Below are 16,158 nucleotides of genomic sequence, written 5' to 3'. Positions count from 1 at the left end.
ATGAAAATTTCAGTAATTGGGACAGGTTATGTTGGATTAATTCAAGCAGTGGGCTTAGCAAATTTTGGTTTTAAAGTTATAGGGATAGATATTGATGATTCAAAAGTTAAAATGTTAAATAATGGAATTTGTCCATTATATGAAGAAGGTTTGGAAGAACTTTTAAAAAAACACACAGGAAAAAATTTAGAATTTACAACATCCTATGAAAAAATAAAAGATTCTGAAGTTATTTTTTTGTGTGTTGGAACGCCACAAGACAATAATGGAAATACTGATTTAAAATATATTTTTTCAGCAGTTGATAACTTAAAAAAACATATTTCGGGTAAAAAATATTTAGTTGTAAAATCAACTGTTCCAATTGGGACAAACCAGCTTTTAAAAGAACGTTTAAATGGATATAATATTGAAATCATATCAAATCCAGAATTTTTAAGGGAAGGAATGGCTTTAAAAGATTTTTTAAATCCTGAAAGAATAATTTTAGGTTTTGATGAAAATGATTTATCTTCAAAGGAAATTTTGAAATACATTTATCAATATTTTATTGAAAAAAATATACCCTTGATATTAACAAATTACGAAACTGCAGAAATGATAAAATATGCTTCAAATGCATTTTTAGCAACAAAAATTTCATTTATAAATGAGCTTTCTAAATTAGCAGACAAAACAAATGCGGACATAAAAACCGTATCTTATGCAATGGGACTTGATGATAGAATTGGGAAAAAATTTTTAAATGCGGGAATTGGATATGGAGGGTCATGTTTTCCAAAAGATGTAAAGTCTTTAACAAAACAGTTTGAATCTAAAGGTATCGATCCAAAACTTATGACTGCAACAGATAGCGTAAATGAAAACCAAGTAAAATGGTTTTTTGAAAAAATTAAAAATTATTATGGGGATATTTCAGGTAAAACTTTTGCAGTTTTAGGTTTAGCTTTCAAACCCGATACTGATGATTTAAGGGAAAGTGCTAGTATAAAACTAATTGATTTGCTACTAAAAGAAGATGCAATTATAAAAGGTTTTGATAATGTTAAAAGAGCAAGAGAAAATGCATATAATATGTATACATTAGATAAATCAAAAGCATTTTATGGATATAATTTATATATTTTAGATAGTTTGGTAGAAGCAGTTACCGGGGTTGATGGAATAATTTTTGCTGTTGAAGATACTAAATTTAATACTATTGACTTTGAAAATATTTTTAATATGGTTAATGAAAAAGTCATATTTGATGGCAGAAATATAATTGATAATGAAAAAATTAAAAAAATCGAGTTTGAGTATATTGGAGTTGGATTAAGATGAAAATTTTAGTTACTGGTGCAGCTGGGTTTATAGGGTTTAGTTTTTCTGAAAATATTTTAAAAAATACTGAAATTCAAATAATTGGGATTGATAATTTAAATCCATACTATGATGTAAAATTAAAAGAAAAAAGGCTTGACATTTTAAAAGGATTTAAAAATTTTAAGTTTTTTGATGAAGATATTATAAATTACGAAGAATTAGATGAAATTTTCAATTTAGAAAAACCTGATTTAATAGTCCATCTTGCAGCACAGGCTGGAGTTAGGTACTCTTTAGAAAATCCGCATGTTTATGAATACAGTAATAATTTAGGAACATTAAATATTTTTGAACTTGCTAAAAAATACGGTATTAAAAGAGTTATTTTTGCATCATCTTCATCAGTATATGGCGGAAACGAAAAAACACCTTTTTTGGAATCAGATAATGTCGATAAACCGGTTAGTTTATATGCTGCAACTAAAAAATATAATGAATTAATTGCACATGTTTATAATCATTTATATGGGATAGAAATGATTGGTTTAAGATTTTTCACGGTTTATGGTGAATTTGGAAGGCCCGATATGGCTTACTGGAAATTCACTAAAAATATATTGGAAGAAAAACCAATTGATGTTTATAATTACGGAAAAATGAAAAGGGATTTTACATATATTTCAGATATAGTTGAAGGGATAAAATCAGCAGTTTTTTTAAGTAAAAAAATAGATTATGAAATATTTAATCTTGGCGGGGATAACCCTATTGAATTAGAATACATGATTTCCTTAATAGAAAAAGAAACTGGGAAAAAAGCCATTAAAAATTACTTACCCGTGCAAGAAGGGGATGTTTTAATTACAATGGCAGACTTAACAAAATCAAAAGAAAATTTAAAATATTATCCTAATATATGCATAGAAGAAGGAATAAAAAGGTTTGTTAAATGGTATATTCAAAATAGGTATTAAACTATAAACTGGGAAAAAATGAAATTACTTTATTTAGCCGATGGATCAAGTACTCATACATATAAATACATTAAATACTTTTTAGAAAAAGATTGTTACGACATAACTCTATTTTCAATGAGGCCTGTTTTAAAAGAAATAGAGAATCTCAATATAGAAATAATTCAAAATAAAAATGTTCCAAATGCTTTTTTACTTTGGCTGTTCTATTATATATTTGCCCATTTAAGATATGCCCCTACATTAAAAAAGATAAATTGTGACATAATACATGTCCATGACGTATACCAATTTGGATTATTTGGTATGTTTAGTGGTAAACATTATATATTAACACCTTGGGGTACGGATGTTTTAATCCAACCTAAAAAAAATCCGATATATCGTGCAATATTGCCACAAATTTTCTCTAAATCAAAATATATTATTTGTGACGGGGAAAATATGGTTGATGAAATAAAGAAATATTGTAAAGATACGCATAAAATCAAAATGATAAGATTTGGAATAGACATAAAAGTGTTTTCAAAAAACAAAAAAAGTAACTTTTTAAAAGTTCAAAACGAAGATAGGGTTTTAATTATCTCAACAAGGAATTTAAGGCCTATTTATGATATCGAAACATTGATAAATGCTGCAAAAATCATAATAGATAGAAATAAAAAAGTTCAATTTTTAATAATTGGAGAAGGTTCTAAAAAAAATGAGTTAATTAATTTAACAAAAAATCTGGGAATTTCCGATAATATTAGTTTTTTAGGCAATATTCCGCATGAACAAATGCCGATGTATCTATCTTCTTCGGATATTTATGTATCAACCGCATTGTCTGATTCTGGACTTTCATGTAGTACTGCAGAAGCGATGGCATGCGGGCTACCTGTAGTTATTACTGATTTTGGCGATAATTCAGAATGGGTTAAACCAGATGTAAATGGATATTTATTTGAATCAAAAAATCCCGAAGAGTTAGCAAATTCATTATTAAAGTTAATAGATGATACCGGAAAAAGAATTGAAATGGGTCAAAATAATATTAAACATATAAACAAAAATTATAATTATTATCTAGAAATGGAAAAAGTTGAAAAAATTTACAAAGAAGTACTCGGGTGTAAAAATGGACAATGAAAAAGCCATAATCATTGGTGCAGGGGGCGCTGGAAAAGAACTTTTGAATGAATTTATAGCTGGTTCATATCCAATAAATATTTTGGGATTTATAGATGATAACGTAACTGAATCAATAAAAAGTTTCCCAATCCTCGGTAAAATTGAAAATTTAAAACAAATTATACCAAAATATGGTATAAAAATAGTTTTTATTGCAATGCCTGCTACTGAAGGTGAATTACTTAAAAAAATTTATCTTGAATGTATTAAGTTTCCAGTTAAAATTAAATTAATACCAAGATATTCTGAAATATTATTAAATAGGGTTAATCTAACCCAATTAAGGGAAATTTCTGTTGAAGACATTATTGGAAAAAAGGTTACAAAAAAAATGTTTGAAAATATCTCAAAAAAGGTTGAGGGTAAAACATTTATTGTCTTTGGTGCTGCTGGATCTATTGGCTCAAAATTATGTCAACAAATTGCAAGTTTATGCCCTAAAAAATTAATCATGGTCGACTGGTCAGAAAATGGAATGTTTTATCTAGAAGACAAGATAAATAAAATTATTAAGACAAATGATAAGGTTTCATTAAATAATTTTTCATACTATATTGGAAATATTCAAGATGAAGTCCGCATGAATCAAATAATTGGTAGTGAAAAACCAGACGTAATTATTAATGCTGCAGCATATAAACACGTTCCACTAATGGAATTAAATTACTATGAAGCTATCAAAAATAATGTAATGGGTTCAAAAAATTTATATGAAATTGCAATCAAACACCAAGTAAAAAATTTTATATTAATATCTTCAGATAAGGCTGTAAATCCGACAAATATTATGGGCGTTACAAAAAGAATAACTGAAAAAATGATGCATTACTATGCATCACTAGACAATTCAAAAACTTCCTTTTTAGCCGTTAGATTTGGAAATGTAATAAATAGTAATGGAAGTGTTATACCTACATTTCAAAAACAAATTAGGGAAGGCCGTATAACAATAACTCATAAAGATATTATTCGGTATTTCATGAGTATAGATGAAGCTGTTTATTTGATATTACAGTGTTGGGTTCAAGGAACTAATGATGAAATATTTGTTTTAGATATGGGGGAACCAATTAAGATTATTGACCTTGCAACACTAATGATAAAAATTGCAGGTTTGGAATTAGATAAAGATGTTAAATTAGAATTTATCGGATTAAGACCTGGGGAAAAACTATATGAAGAACCGTTAACAAAAATTGAAGAAACGTTGGCAACAAAAAACGACAAAATTTATATTTTAAAAAGAGATGAAGAATTTGACCATAAAGAATTTATCGATACAGTAACCCAATTAGTTAACGTTAGTGGGGAAAAAACATTTGATGAAGTAAAACCGATATTGAAAAAATTAGTGCCTACTTATAAAGAATTCGATATGGTGTAAAAATGGAACTTAATTGGAACGTTTTAAATAAGTTAAATGAAGATTTTGGTGATTCATTTTATTTACTTGATTCAAATAAATTCGTTAAAAATTATGATGAATTTCTAGGAGAATTTCAGAAAATATACCCTAATACGGTAATTGCATATTCATATAAAACGAATTACCTGCCACATTTATGTTCAATTGTTAACAAAAAAGGTGGCTTTGCAGAAGTAGTTTCTAAAATGGAGTATGATTTAGCAATAAAGATTGGGGTAATCCCCTCCAACATTATTGTAAACGGGCCCCTCAAAACAAAAGAACATTTGGAGTATTTTTTACTCAAAGGAAGCATTGTAAATGTTGATTCATACCGAGAATTAGACTTAATTAGAGAAATTGCAAATTCCAATCCAGGTAAAATTTTATCCGTTGGCATAAGGTGTAATTTTGAGATGGGTTCTACAGTATCCCGTTTTGGTTTTGATGTAAGGGATGCAGAATTTATTGAAAAATTCAAAGAACTTAAAAAAATCGATAATTTATACATCAAAGGAATTCATTGTCATTTTCCAGATAGAAATTTAGATTCATACTCAAAAAGAGTTGATAATTTAATAAATATTTTAGATTTGTTGTTTAAAGAGAATATCCCTGAATTTGTAGATATTGGTGGAGGTTATTTTGGAAAAGTAAACGACTTTTTGGCAAAGCAATTCAATTGCAATGTTCCATCGTATTCCGATTATGCAAGTATCATCGCATCAAGATTTAAAGAATATTTTAAAAATATACCTGAAAATAGAAAGCCGAAATTAATTTTGGAACCGGGCACGGCACTTGTAGCAGATACTATGAAGTTTATTGCTAAAATTGTTGAAATTAAAAATATTAGGGGTAAAAAAATTGCAATGACTACGGGTAGTAAATTTAATATGGGATTATTCGGTTTAAGCATAAATTTACCAATTAATGTATATTCTGAATTTAAAAATGGAAAATTTATTAATAATGTTGACATTTCGGGATATACTTGTATTGAAGCAGATTATTTATTTAAAAACTACTGCGGAATTTTGAATATCGGAGATTATATTGCTTTTGACAATGTAGGTTCTTATTCATTCGTTTTTAAACCACCATTCATCTGTCCAAACGTTCCAATAATTGATTATAATGGGGATAAGTTTAAAATTGTTAAACATAAAGAGACTTTTGAAGATATTTTTAAAACATATATGTTCGAGTAAAATAGGGGCATTGGCATGGAAACAGAAAGATTAATCTGGTTTAAAGAAGAAATAATTCCTGTAAGTCAGGCCAAAATAAATGTTTTAGCCCCTACAAGCCAATTTGGCGTAAATGTTTTTGAAGGAATTCGATGTTACTGGAATGAAGAAAAAGAACAGTTATATGCATTCAAATTAACCGAACATATAAATAGACTTATTAATTCCGCTAAAATCATGGACTTCGATTTAAAATATGATTTTAATTTTTTAAAAAATAGTTTTTTAGATATTGTTAGGGCTAATAACTTTAAAGAAGATATCACTGTTAGACAGACTCTTTTTTTAGATGGTTTTGGAAGTTGGAGTTCAAAAGGGCCTTTAGAAATGTTTATAGCCCCAATTCCTAAAGGAAGGCCCTATGATAAAATTGGAATAGATTGTTGCGTAAGTTCTTTTGAACGGATTAATGATAATTCATTATCCCCTCGGGTAAAAGTTGGGGCCAATTATATGAATAGTAGATTGGGACATTTAGAAGCAGTAAAAAATGGTTATGACACAGCAATTTTTTTAAATAATCAGAAAAAAGTTTCTGAAGGACCTGGTTCGTGTATTTTTATTATACGTGACGAAAAATTAATTACTCCTCCGGTAACGGCTTCAATACTTGAAAGTATTACTAGACAGAATATTATTGATATCGCAAAAAGCGATTTGAACATTGATGTGGTTGAAAGAGATATTGATAGAACTGAACTTTATATATGTGATGAAGCATTTTTATGCGGGACAGCAATGGAAATTACCTCCGTATTAACTATTGATAGATATGCTGTGGGAAATAAATCAAAAGGTAAACTTACAGAACAACTCCGTGAATTTTATTTTAAAATGGTTAGAGGAAAGTTAAAAAATTACGATCAATTTTTAACACCAATATATTAATTGTCCGATACATTAGGGTTTAATATGGAAACGATACTGATAACAAAGGATCCAAAATTTGCAAAATATGCCGAAGAATCCGGTATAGATATAATTATGGTAGATTTAGAGATTTTGGGAAAAAAAGAAAGACAGGGACATTTGAATACATTGATTTCAGAACACTCAATTGAAGATGTTACGGAAGTAAAAAAAATACTCAAAAAATCAAAATTATTAGTTAGAATTAATCCATTAAATGATAATTCTAAGACTGAAATTGATAATGTAATTAATGTAGGTGCAGATATCGTAATGTTACCCATGTTTAAAACCGCTAAAGAAGTTGAAGAATTTGTTTCGTACGTAAATAATAGGGCTTTAGTTAATCTACTATTAGAAACCCCCCAAGCCCTCGTTAGAATTGACGAAATTTTGGACATTGAAGGGATTGACGAAATACATGTGGGGCTTAATGATTTACACTTAGGTATGGGTTTAAATTTCATGTTTGAACTTTTAAGTGGTGGAATTGTTGAATATTTATCCAAAAAAATAGTTACAAAAGGTATTACATTTGGGTTCGGAGGGGTTGGAAGGTTAAAAGAAGATTTACCTTTAGACCCAAAACTAATTCTATCTGAACATTACCGATTAAACTCAACAAGAGTTATATTATCTAGAGATTTTCATGGGAATGCGAAGACTTTTGATGATATTAGGGATAAAATCGATTTAAAATTGGAAGTTGAAAAATTAAATAAATATATGGATTATTTGAGTACGTTAACCAAAGAAGATTTATTAAATAATCAAACAACATTAAAAAATAATGTAAATGAAATTAGGGGAAAATAAATGATATCAACGATTTTTAAAAAAATAGATTCAAAAATACCCTTTTATATTCGAAAAATAATTGATCCGGAAAAAGGTTCTATTAACAAATTTATATCCGATATTTCCAAAAATATCGGTTCAAATAAAGTAGTTTTGGATGCAGGCGCAGGGAGCTGCCCATATAAAAAATATTTCGGACACACCATGTATGAATCTACTGATTTTGAAGATATATTTGATAAATCTTCAAAAAGCATGCACAGTTTCATATGTAATTTAGAAAAGATACCAAAAAATGATAATAGTTATGATGTAATTATTAACACTCAGGTATTGGAACATGTTGAAAATCCTCAAAAAGTAATTTGTGAATTTTACAGAATCCTTAAAGAGAATGGGGAACTGTATTTAACGGCTCCATTATTATATGGGGTCCATGGTAAACCTTACAACTATTTTAATTTTACAAATTACGGCTTAAAAACCATGTTTGAAAAGGCAGGTTTTAATATAATTTATATAAAACCAAGAGGTGGCCTTTTTTGGCAATTGTCTAAAGAAATATCCATAATGCTATCTTATATATATTCTCAAAGAAAAATGTTAATTGAAAAAATTGCATTATTTCCATTTTATGTCGTTAGTTTATTATTTTGTAAATTTTTAATCCCCTTCATTCTATATTTTTTAGATTCACTGGATAATGAAAAAGAATGGACATTGGGTTATGAATGTTATTGCATAAAGAAGTAGGTGAAATTAATGGGTAAGATTATTAATTTATTTACAAAAAATATTAAATTAAAATTAATTGCAGTTCCGTATATTATATGGTATAAACTTAAGTACCCTAACCTAGTTATCCGGAAAAATACAACTGATTTAAATGTTTTTTTGAATATTTTTATTCAGAAAGAATTGAATTTGCCAGTAAAACTTAAACCAAAATATATTATAGATGCAGGGGCGTACGCAGGATATTCATCAATATATTTCCATGAAAAATACCCTGAAGCAGAAATTATTGCAATTGAACCTGAAAAGAGTAATTTTAATACTTTGGTAAAAAATACCAATAAAATAAAGCAAATCATAAGTTTAAACTTAGGATTATGGTATAAAGAAGCTTTTTTAAAAGTTGAAGATAGAAAAACAGGAAAATGGGGTTTTAAAGTCAGTGAAGTTTTAAGCACCGATGAATATGATATAAAATCGACAACTATAGATAATATATTGGATACCCAGAATTGGGATAAAATCGATATACTAAAAATAGACATTGAAGGCTCAGAAAAAGAACTATTTACAAAAAATTCTAAAAAGTGGATTAATAAAGTAAACGTGATAGTGATAGAGCTTCACGATAGAATTAATGAAGGATGTACTAAAGCATTATATAGTGCAATTAATTTATCTGAATGGGTTGAATATAAAACTGGGGAAAAAGTAATATTAATTAGAAAAAATTTTATTTAACCTTCTTTTTAATATTAATAATAATTCTAAAATTTTTTCAGGAACGCAGTTAAAAATAATTACTTTTAATAAATAGTAAATATATCTTTTAACAAAATAATAATTATTATAATATTTAGATATATTTTTATTAAATACTTTGAATGTATATTTTGATCCCCTTTTTTGTTTAAAAATATGGTAAGCCAAACTTTCTGTAACTGTTCGATATTTTAAAAGAGGTTCTTCAAGTATATTAAAATTTAAATTTTCATTTATACTTCTAAACCATAGGTCTAAGTCTTGTGAATACCTAAAATCTGAACTATATTTCAACTTTTTTAGTACTTCTGATCTAGTCATCAACGTTGGATGGGCAAACAAGTGTTTTTCAAAAAAATATTTTTTTAGATTATTGCAAAATTTGTTTTCAGGTTTGAATTTACCTGAATATTTATCGTTTTCATCAATTAAACAAGTCCAAGTGAACAATAAGTCCACTTCAGCCATATTTAATAAATATTCAACCTGTTTTTCGAATCGGTTTTTTACTGAGATATCATCAGAATCCATTCTTGCGATGTATTCTCCATTTGCAATTTCAATACCCCTATTTAAAGATTTTGCAAGCCCCAAATTTTCAGTATTTTCTAAAAAAATAATTCGTTTATCATTTTTTTTATAGTTTAAGATAATATTTTTTGCATTATTATTTAATGGGTTATCTAATATAATAATAAATTCAAAATTTTGGTAAGTTTGAGTTAAGATACTTTCAATAGCCTTTTTTAAATACTCTTCTTTTTCATTATATACTGACATAATTACTGAAACTTTTTTAAATTCCATATTCCGACCACCACAAAGGACTACTGAATTTCATTTACTACTGAATTTCATTTATAACTTTATTCTTTTTTTTGAAACTTGAACTATTGTTTTTAAATTTAACTAACCTCTTTTTCATTTGTTCAAAAAACCAAATCAAATCCAACTTTAACAAATAAGCATAGTTAACTTTTAATTCCTCATCCCGTTGTTCTAAAACAGATAATCTAAAATTTCACTTGCAGGGGCAAACCAGCCGTCCTTTTTAGACAGATATTTAATCCTATCTTTAAATTCTTGATTTATTTCACCATTTTTAATAAAACCTTGTGCAAAATGCGTGTAAATAATACATAGTCCCCCTTCTTCTTCTAACTTATCAATATTTTTATAACTCAGCAAATTAATAAATTCGCTAACGTTTGCACCATTTGAAGATGAAAACCAATAGTTTGAAAATTTTTTATTCTTTATTATGTAAGGCATTTTTGAGTCAATCTTTAAAGTGTTAATTTCATCAAAAGTTAAATTTCTTACATATTTAATCTTTTTTTACAAAAGTCACCCCAAAAATGATTACTTTTTTTATTACAACCATAAAAATTATATTTATAAATAAACCTATAAATAATGTTTAAAGGAAATATATGTCTTTTATAACCCCAATAAATACTATCCTTATTTTGAGAATGATTGATATGAATATTAGGAAGCTTACCTAATTTATTTTCATAAATTTCAAAACCTTCTAATATTTCATCTCTTAAAAAGTTTCCTGAGCCAACACTATGAGAAGCAATTTCAAAACCTTTTTTTTGTAAATCTTTAATAAAATTAAAATATTTTTTATCTAGTAAACAATCGCCTTTAAAATTATCTCTTGGTTCATAAACCCAAACGGTTTTAGTAGTTTTGATTTTATTTTCATAGAGTAATTCATAATTTTTTTAAATTATTAACTGTTCCATTATCTGTATCATCAATAATTGTAAATGCAAATTTTTTATTATCTGGCCATATCATTAATTCACCTTATTTTAAAATTCTTTAAAATTAGTTGGAATCGTATTATAAATCACAGGGTTTTATAAAATACCCATAATATTAATCTTTTAGGGGGAAATATTAGTAAAATTTCTAAATTAAACCTTAAAAAAGATTTAATTGAAAAATATTTTGGTTTAAATATATACTTTGACTTAATTTTAACAGTATTTATTAAAGTCAATTTTAAATTTTTTTGTTTTGCCTGTTCTTTTTGCTGCCTATATAAATAATAACTTTCTTTTAAGTTTTCAAAAACATACCCTTTGTCAATAAGCCTAGTCCAAATTTCATAATCAAGGCATACTTTATAATCTTCATTGAATTTTTCAGCTTTTAAGTAGCTTTTTAAACACATACCTCCTTGAGAAATTGGATTGAATATTAAAAAGTTTTTTTTAATATCCTCCTTCTTTTCAGGGTATTCTCGTTTTTTAATAAAATTTAAATTTTCATCAACATATTCTATTGAATTACCCACTCCATCAACTTCTTTAAAATTATTAAAATATCTAATTTTTACATCGATCATATTTTCTTTTAAAACATCATCTGAACCCATGAAAAAAAAGAAAAACGATTCATTAGATATTAATTCTAATAATCGATTGTATGTTTTTGGCCTTCCCAAATTCCTTTCATTTCTAAATGCCATTATTCTTTTATCTTTTTTAGCATAATCTTGAATTATACTCCAAGAATCATCCGTTGAACAGTCATCAATTATGATGAATTCAAAATTTCCATAAGTTTGGTTTAAAATTGATTCAATTGCTTCAGCTAAATATTTTTCATTATTATAATTTGGCATCAAAACTGAAATTAATGGTTTTTCATTCATAAATTACCACAAAATTTTTTAAAATTTTTTATGTTCCATTTTCCAAAGTAGGTATGCTTTCCATTTAATTTAATGTGGTTTAATGTTAGGCCATACTTTAAATATAAAAGTTTTGGAACTTTTGCAGTAACATTTATTTTATCGTCATTATCATTCAAAATAAAAAACGGTTTTAAATAATCGATTTTTTTATGATTATAGGAAATATTTACGAGTGCAGGAAAATATTTTCCATTAATCTCTCCAAAAAACCAACCCTTAATTTTATCCCATAAAGACTGTTTTAAATAGATGTATTGGCAGCCAAATGAATTTTTATTAAATTCAATTGAAAATTCGTGAATTTTTTCTTCATTTAATTTTTTATTAAATAGATTAATCGATTTTGAAAAATCCTTTTTATATTTTAAAATTAAGTTTTTTTCGGGCAATTCTTTGTTTATCACGCAATTTTTGACTATTTCATATTCTTTTAATTTATAAGCTGAATTTAAATTTGAAATGTATTCTTTTAATTCAATATTATATTTTGAAAGATAATATTCGTTTCCAATAATTAAATTTTTTATAAATGGTTTATATTCAATTGGAATTTGATTTTCAGTAAAACCCATAATTAAATTTTTTAATTTATCTTTTTCAAAATTTTTAAGGTCAAGGTAAGTTTTTGATGGATTAAACCCATTATTTTTTAAAAAAATAATCGAATCTTTTTCAGAATTAAAAAGGGGAATTTCGTTAAAATAGTAAAGCATTTTAAAAAGAGGATAATTTTTACCGTAAAATAATAATTCATTTTCTACTTTTAAAATACCTAAATCGTTCAAATAATTACTATCAAACTTAGTTTCATTATTCTTATAAATTTCATTTAATACTTTTGAAAAATTCGAAATTTTTCCGTAATTTTCACTTTCAATTCCTTCAAAAATATCAGATAGCATAAGTTCCCCCGATTAAAGTAAATTAAAATGATATACTTTATATGTATGTTTGATTAAAAGAATATACCGATAAAAGAATATAAAGATTGAGTTTATTATTTTAACTTTTTGACTAGTTATTTAGTTTAATCAATTAATTAGTTATTAAGTATCGGGTGAAAAATTGAAACTTTTTGGAACTTCTGGAATTAGGATGAAAAATTTAGACCCTTTAATTGCATACAAGGTAGGTTTTGCAATATCTAAAAATTTTAAAAAGGCAGTAATTGGAAGAGACACGAGAACTACTGGAAATTTAATTGAAAGTGCAATTACAGCAGGACTTTTAAATGGGGGTTGTGATGTAACGATTTTAGGAATTGTTCCAACTCCCGTCTTGGGGTTTTCTGCAAAAAGCCATGATATTGGAATTATGATTACGGCATCCCACAATCCGCCAGAATACAACGGGATAAAGCTATTTAATAATAACGGAACCTCTTTTACGCCAAATCAAGAAGAATCTTTGGAAGAAATAATTGAAAAAAGCGATTTTTTAGACCCTTCATGGGACATTGTAGGAAATGTTTCAGAAGATAAAACTGCCGTTAAAAAGTATTTGGACTATATTTTAAGTAATATAAATATAAAAAAGAAATTTAATGTTGTTGTTGACTGTGCAAATGCTGCAGCATGCGGAATTTCACCAAATTTATTTACTAATGCAGGATGTAAGGTAATTTCCGTAAATTCGCACTGTGATGGAAGGTTTGTTGGACGAATGCCTGAACCAAATGAAAAAAACCTTGTTGAAACAGTAGATATTGTAAAAGGACTTAATTTATCTGGAAGGGATTTTATCGGTATTGCACATGATGGCGATGCAGATAGGATGATTGCAATTGATGAAATGGGAAGAGTAACTGATTTTGATAAACTTTTAGCTGCATTTTGTAAATATGTCGTTCAAAAAACAAATGCTAAAAAAATCGTAACAACGGTTGACGCATCAATGGCAATTGAAGAATATTTGAAGGAGTTTGGAGCAGAAGTTATAAGAACAAAAATTGGCGATGTTTCTGTTGCATATGAAATTGAAAAAACAGGTGCTATTTTTGGAGGGGAGCCTTCAGGAACTTGGATTCATAAAAGCATTCATTTAACGCCTGATGGAATTCTTTCAGGACTTAGGGTCTTAGAAATGATGGAGTTTTATGATAAAAGACTATGCGAAATTATGGATGAAGTTCCTTCATACATTAATTTACGTGAAAAACTGCCATGTCCTGATGAATTAAAGAATAAAGTTATGAAATATGTTTCAAAAGAAGGTAAATTATTATTTAAAAAAGAACCTGAAACTCTTGATGGGGTTAGATTTTCATTTGAAAATGGATGGATATTAATTAGGCCTTCAGGAACTGAAAGTTACATTAGAGTTAGAGTTGAAGCAAAAGATGAAACGTTTGCAAATGAACTGTTAAATAACGGAATTTCGCTTGTAAATAACGGAATTTTGAAATAAGGGGGAAAATATGGATGCAGTAATATTATGTGCCGGAAGTGGAACAAGACTTTATCCTATAACCGAAAATCGTCCAAAACCAATGATCCCAATTGCGGGAAAACCAATACTTGAACATATTATTGAAAAAATTGAAAATCACGTTGAAAAAATATACTTGGTAGTTGGTTTTGAAAAAGAAAAAATAATAGATTATTTTTACGGGAATGAAAAAATAGAATTTATAGTTCAAGAAAAACAGCTTGGAACGGGGCATGCTGTATTAATGGCTAAAAACTACATAAAAGGAGATTTTTTAGTCTTAAATGGGGATGTAATTTTTGAAAGCGATATTTTGGAATTTTTAAATTATGAAAATGCTGTTGGCTTATCAAAAGTAGATAATCCTGAAAATTTTGGAGTAATTGAGCTTGGATACGATAATAAAGTTATAAATTTACTTGAAAAACCAAATGAAGATGAAATAAAATCAAAATTTACATCAAATTTGATAAATGCTGGAATTTATAAACTGGAAAATTTTGTTTTTGAAATTTTGGAAAATCTGCTTCCTTCAGAACGGGGGGAAATTGAATTAACCGATGCCTTAAAAAAACTAATTGAAAGCAGTAAACTTTATGGAATTGAATTAAACGGGTACTGGAACGATATTGGGAGGCCTTGGGACGTTTTAAGTGCAAATAATTATTTTTTAAAAAATATAATGCCAAAAATTTCTGGAAATATTGAAAATAATGTAACAATCACAGGAAATGTTATTATTGAAGAAGGAGTAACTGTAAAATCAAATTCAGTAATTGAAGGGCCAGTAATTATAAAATCAGGTGCATTTATTGGGCCTTTAGCATATATAAGGCCAAATACTGTTTTAATGGAAGATACTTTTGTTGGAAATTCTTCTGAGATTAAAGGGAGTATTATAATGAAAAATACTAAAATACCGCATCTTTCGTATGTTGGGGATAGTATTATCGGTTCAGACTGTAATTTTGGATGTAACACGATAACCGCAAATTTAAGGTTTGATGACGAACCAGTTACTCTAAATATTAAGGGTACGAAGGTAAAAAGTGTCAGGAAATTTGGTGCAGTTATCGGCGACAATGTAAAAACAGGAATTCAAGTTTCATTAATGCCTGGCGTTAAAGTTGGGAGTAATTCAATTATTGGTGCAAATTGCCTAGTTGATAAAGATATTGAAAAAGAAAGCTTTGTTTATAAAAAAGACGAATTAATAATTAAAAAGAGGAATTAAAATGATTATTGGTCCAAATATTTCAAAAGAATTTTTATCCGATTTAAAAGAAGGCCAGCTTCAACAGTGTGGGATTGACTTAAAACTTGATAAAATCTATAAAATCTCCGGAAACGGTTCAATTGATTTCTCAAATGAAAAACGGGTTCTTCCTGAGCACGTTTTAATTTTTGATTCGGAAAAAGACGAAAAAATTGACCTTGAATGTGGGATTTATGTTGTAAAAATTAATGAAAAAATGAAAATTCCAGAAAATTTGGCAGGTTTTGTACTTCCAAGAAGTACTTTTCTTAGAATGGGCGTAACGTTTTATACGGCAGTACATGATCCGGGATACGAGGGTTATGCAAGTTATTTAATGCATGTTATGAATCCGGTAACCATGTATAAATACGCTAAAATTGCACAAATAGTATTTTTTGAAGTTAAAAATCCAAACGGAACTTATGATGGAATTTATAATAAAAAATAGG

General features: G+C 27.3%; 16 protein-coding genes. 12 read left to right on the top strand and 4 right to left on the bottom strand.

The window, feature by feature from the left end; all coding sequences use genetic code 11:
* Genes MEVAN_RS02120 through MEVAN_RS02080 form a run of 9 tightly spaced genes read left to right on the top strand, consistent with a single transcriptional unit; the run spans position 1 to position 9,290 of the window.
* Entirely contained in the window at positions 1-1,323 is a 1,323-nt protein-coding gene (locus MEVAN_RS02120) for a UDP-glucose dehydrogenase family protein (protein ID WP_011972224.1), read from the top strand.
* Positions 1,320-2,279: an NAD-dependent epimerase/dehydratase family protein gene (locus tag MEVAN_RS02115; RefSeq protein ID WP_011972223.1), complete on the top strand. Its 960-nt coding sequence runs from the start codon at positions 1,320-1,322 to the stop codon at positions 2,277-2,279. The genes MEVAN_RS02120 and MEVAN_RS02115 overlap by 4 nt, the downstream gene beginning before the upstream one ends.
* An 18-nt stretch (positions 2,280-2,297) precedes the next feature.
* Positions 2,298-3,410, top strand: coding sequence for a glycosyltransferase family 4 protein (locus MEVAN_RS02110; protein WP_011972222.1), 1,113 nt, complete (start codon positions 2,298-2,300; stop codon positions 3,408-3,410).
* The gene (locus tag MEVAN_RS02105; protein ID WP_011972221.1) at positions 3,400-4,836 is read left to right on the top strand and encodes a polysaccharide biosynthesis protein; all 1,437 of its coding nucleotides are present in this window, start codon (positions 3,400-3,402) and stop codon (positions 4,834-4,836) included. Before MEVAN_RS02110 ends, MEVAN_RS02105 begins: the two co-directional genes overlap by 11 nt.
* Before the next feature lie 2 nt (positions 4,837-4,838).
* Positions 4,839-6,068, top strand: a complete 1,230-nt coding sequence (locus MEVAN_RS02100; RefSeq protein ID WP_011972220.1) for a type III PLP-dependent enzyme domain-containing protein — start codon at positions 4,839-4,841, stop codon at positions 6,066-6,068.
* Positions 6,069-6,083: 15 nt separating this feature from the next.
* Entirely contained in the window at positions 6,084-6,995 is a 912-nt protein-coding gene (locus tag MEVAN_RS02095) for a branched-chain amino acid transaminase (RefSeq protein ID WP_011972219.1), read from the top strand.
* 24 nt (positions 6,996-7,019) lie between these two features.
* Positions 7,020-7,832, top strand: a complete 813-nt coding sequence (locus MEVAN_RS02090) for an aldolase/citrate lyase family protein (protein ID WP_011972218.1) — start codon at positions 7,020-7,022, stop codon at positions 7,830-7,832.
* Entirely contained in the window at positions 7,833-8,567 is a 735-nt protein-coding gene (locus MEVAN_RS08800; protein ID WP_011972217.1) for a class I SAM-dependent methyltransferase, read from the top strand.
* Positions 8,568-8,576: 9 nt separating this feature from the next.
* Positions 8,577-9,290, top strand: a complete 714-nt coding sequence (locus MEVAN_RS02080; RefSeq protein ID WP_011972216.1) for an FkbM family methyltransferase — start codon at positions 8,577-8,579, stop codon at positions 9,288-9,290.
* Here MEVAN_RS02080 and MEVAN_RS02075 read toward each other — a convergent pair.
* The 4 genes from MEVAN_RS02075 to MEVAN_RS02060 form a co-directional block, all read right to left on the bottom strand.
* Positions 9,267-10,118, bottom strand: a complete 852-nt coding sequence (locus tag MEVAN_RS02075) for a glycosyltransferase (protein ID WP_011972215.1) — start codon at positions 10,116-10,118, stop codon at positions 9,267-9,269. The genes MEVAN_RS02080 and MEVAN_RS02075 overlap by 24 nt on opposite strands.
* A gap of 192 nt (positions 10,119-10,310) precedes the next feature.
* A complete protein-coding gene (locus MEVAN_RS02070) occupies positions 10,311-10,583 on the bottom strand; it encodes a hypothetical protein (RefSeq protein WP_011972214.1) in 273 nt (90 codons plus the stop codon).
* A gap of 589 nt (positions 10,584-11,172) precedes the next feature.
* Entirely contained in the window at positions 11,173-11,982 is an 810-nt protein-coding gene (locus tag MEVAN_RS02065; RefSeq protein ID WP_011972213.1) for a glycosyltransferase family 2 protein, read from the bottom strand.
* Complete coding sequence (locus MEVAN_RS02060; RefSeq protein WP_011972212.1) at positions 11,979-12,926, bottom strand: hypothetical protein; 948 nt, start codon at positions 12,924-12,926, stop codon at positions 11,979-11,981. Before MEVAN_RS02060 ends, MEVAN_RS02065 begins: the two co-directional genes overlap by 4 nt.
* A 163-nt stretch (positions 12,927-13,089) precedes the next feature.
* Here MEVAN_RS02060 and glmM point away from each other — a divergent pair, with 163 nt between their 5' ends.
* Genes glmM through MEVAN_RS02045 form a run of 3 tightly spaced genes read left to right on the top strand, consistent with a single transcriptional unit; the run spans position 13,090 to position 16,157 of the window.
* Positions 13,090-14,430, top strand: a complete 1,341-nt coding sequence (gene glmM / locus MEVAN_RS02055) for a phosphoglucosamine mutase (protein WP_011972211.1) — start codon at positions 13,090-13,092, stop codon at positions 14,428-14,430.
* A 10-nt stretch (positions 14,431-14,440) separates the two neighbouring features.
* Complete coding sequence (glmU, locus tag MEVAN_RS02050) at positions 14,441-15,685, top strand: bifunctional sugar-1-phosphate nucleotidylyltransferase/acetyltransferase (RefSeq protein ID WP_011972210.1); 1,245 nt, start codon at positions 14,441-14,443, stop codon at positions 15,683-15,685.
* A gap of 1 nt (position 15,686) precedes the next feature.
* On the top strand, positions 15,687-16,157 hold the full coding sequence (locus tag MEVAN_RS02045; protein ID WP_011972209.1) for a deoxyuridine 5'-triphosphate nucleotidohydrolase: 471 nt from the start codon (positions 15,687-15,689) through the stop codon (positions 16,155-16,157).
* Position 16,158 lies beyond the last annotated feature (1 nt).

The organism is Methanococcus vannielii SB (assembly GCF_000017165.1).
In the GTDB taxonomy this organism is placed as follows: Archaea; AGJL01; Methanococci; order Methanococcales; family Methanococcaceae; genus Methanococcus; species Methanococcus vannielii.
The sequence above is the reverse complement of the archived record's forward strand: the minus strand, read 5'-3'. Positions and strand labels throughout refer to the sequence as shown.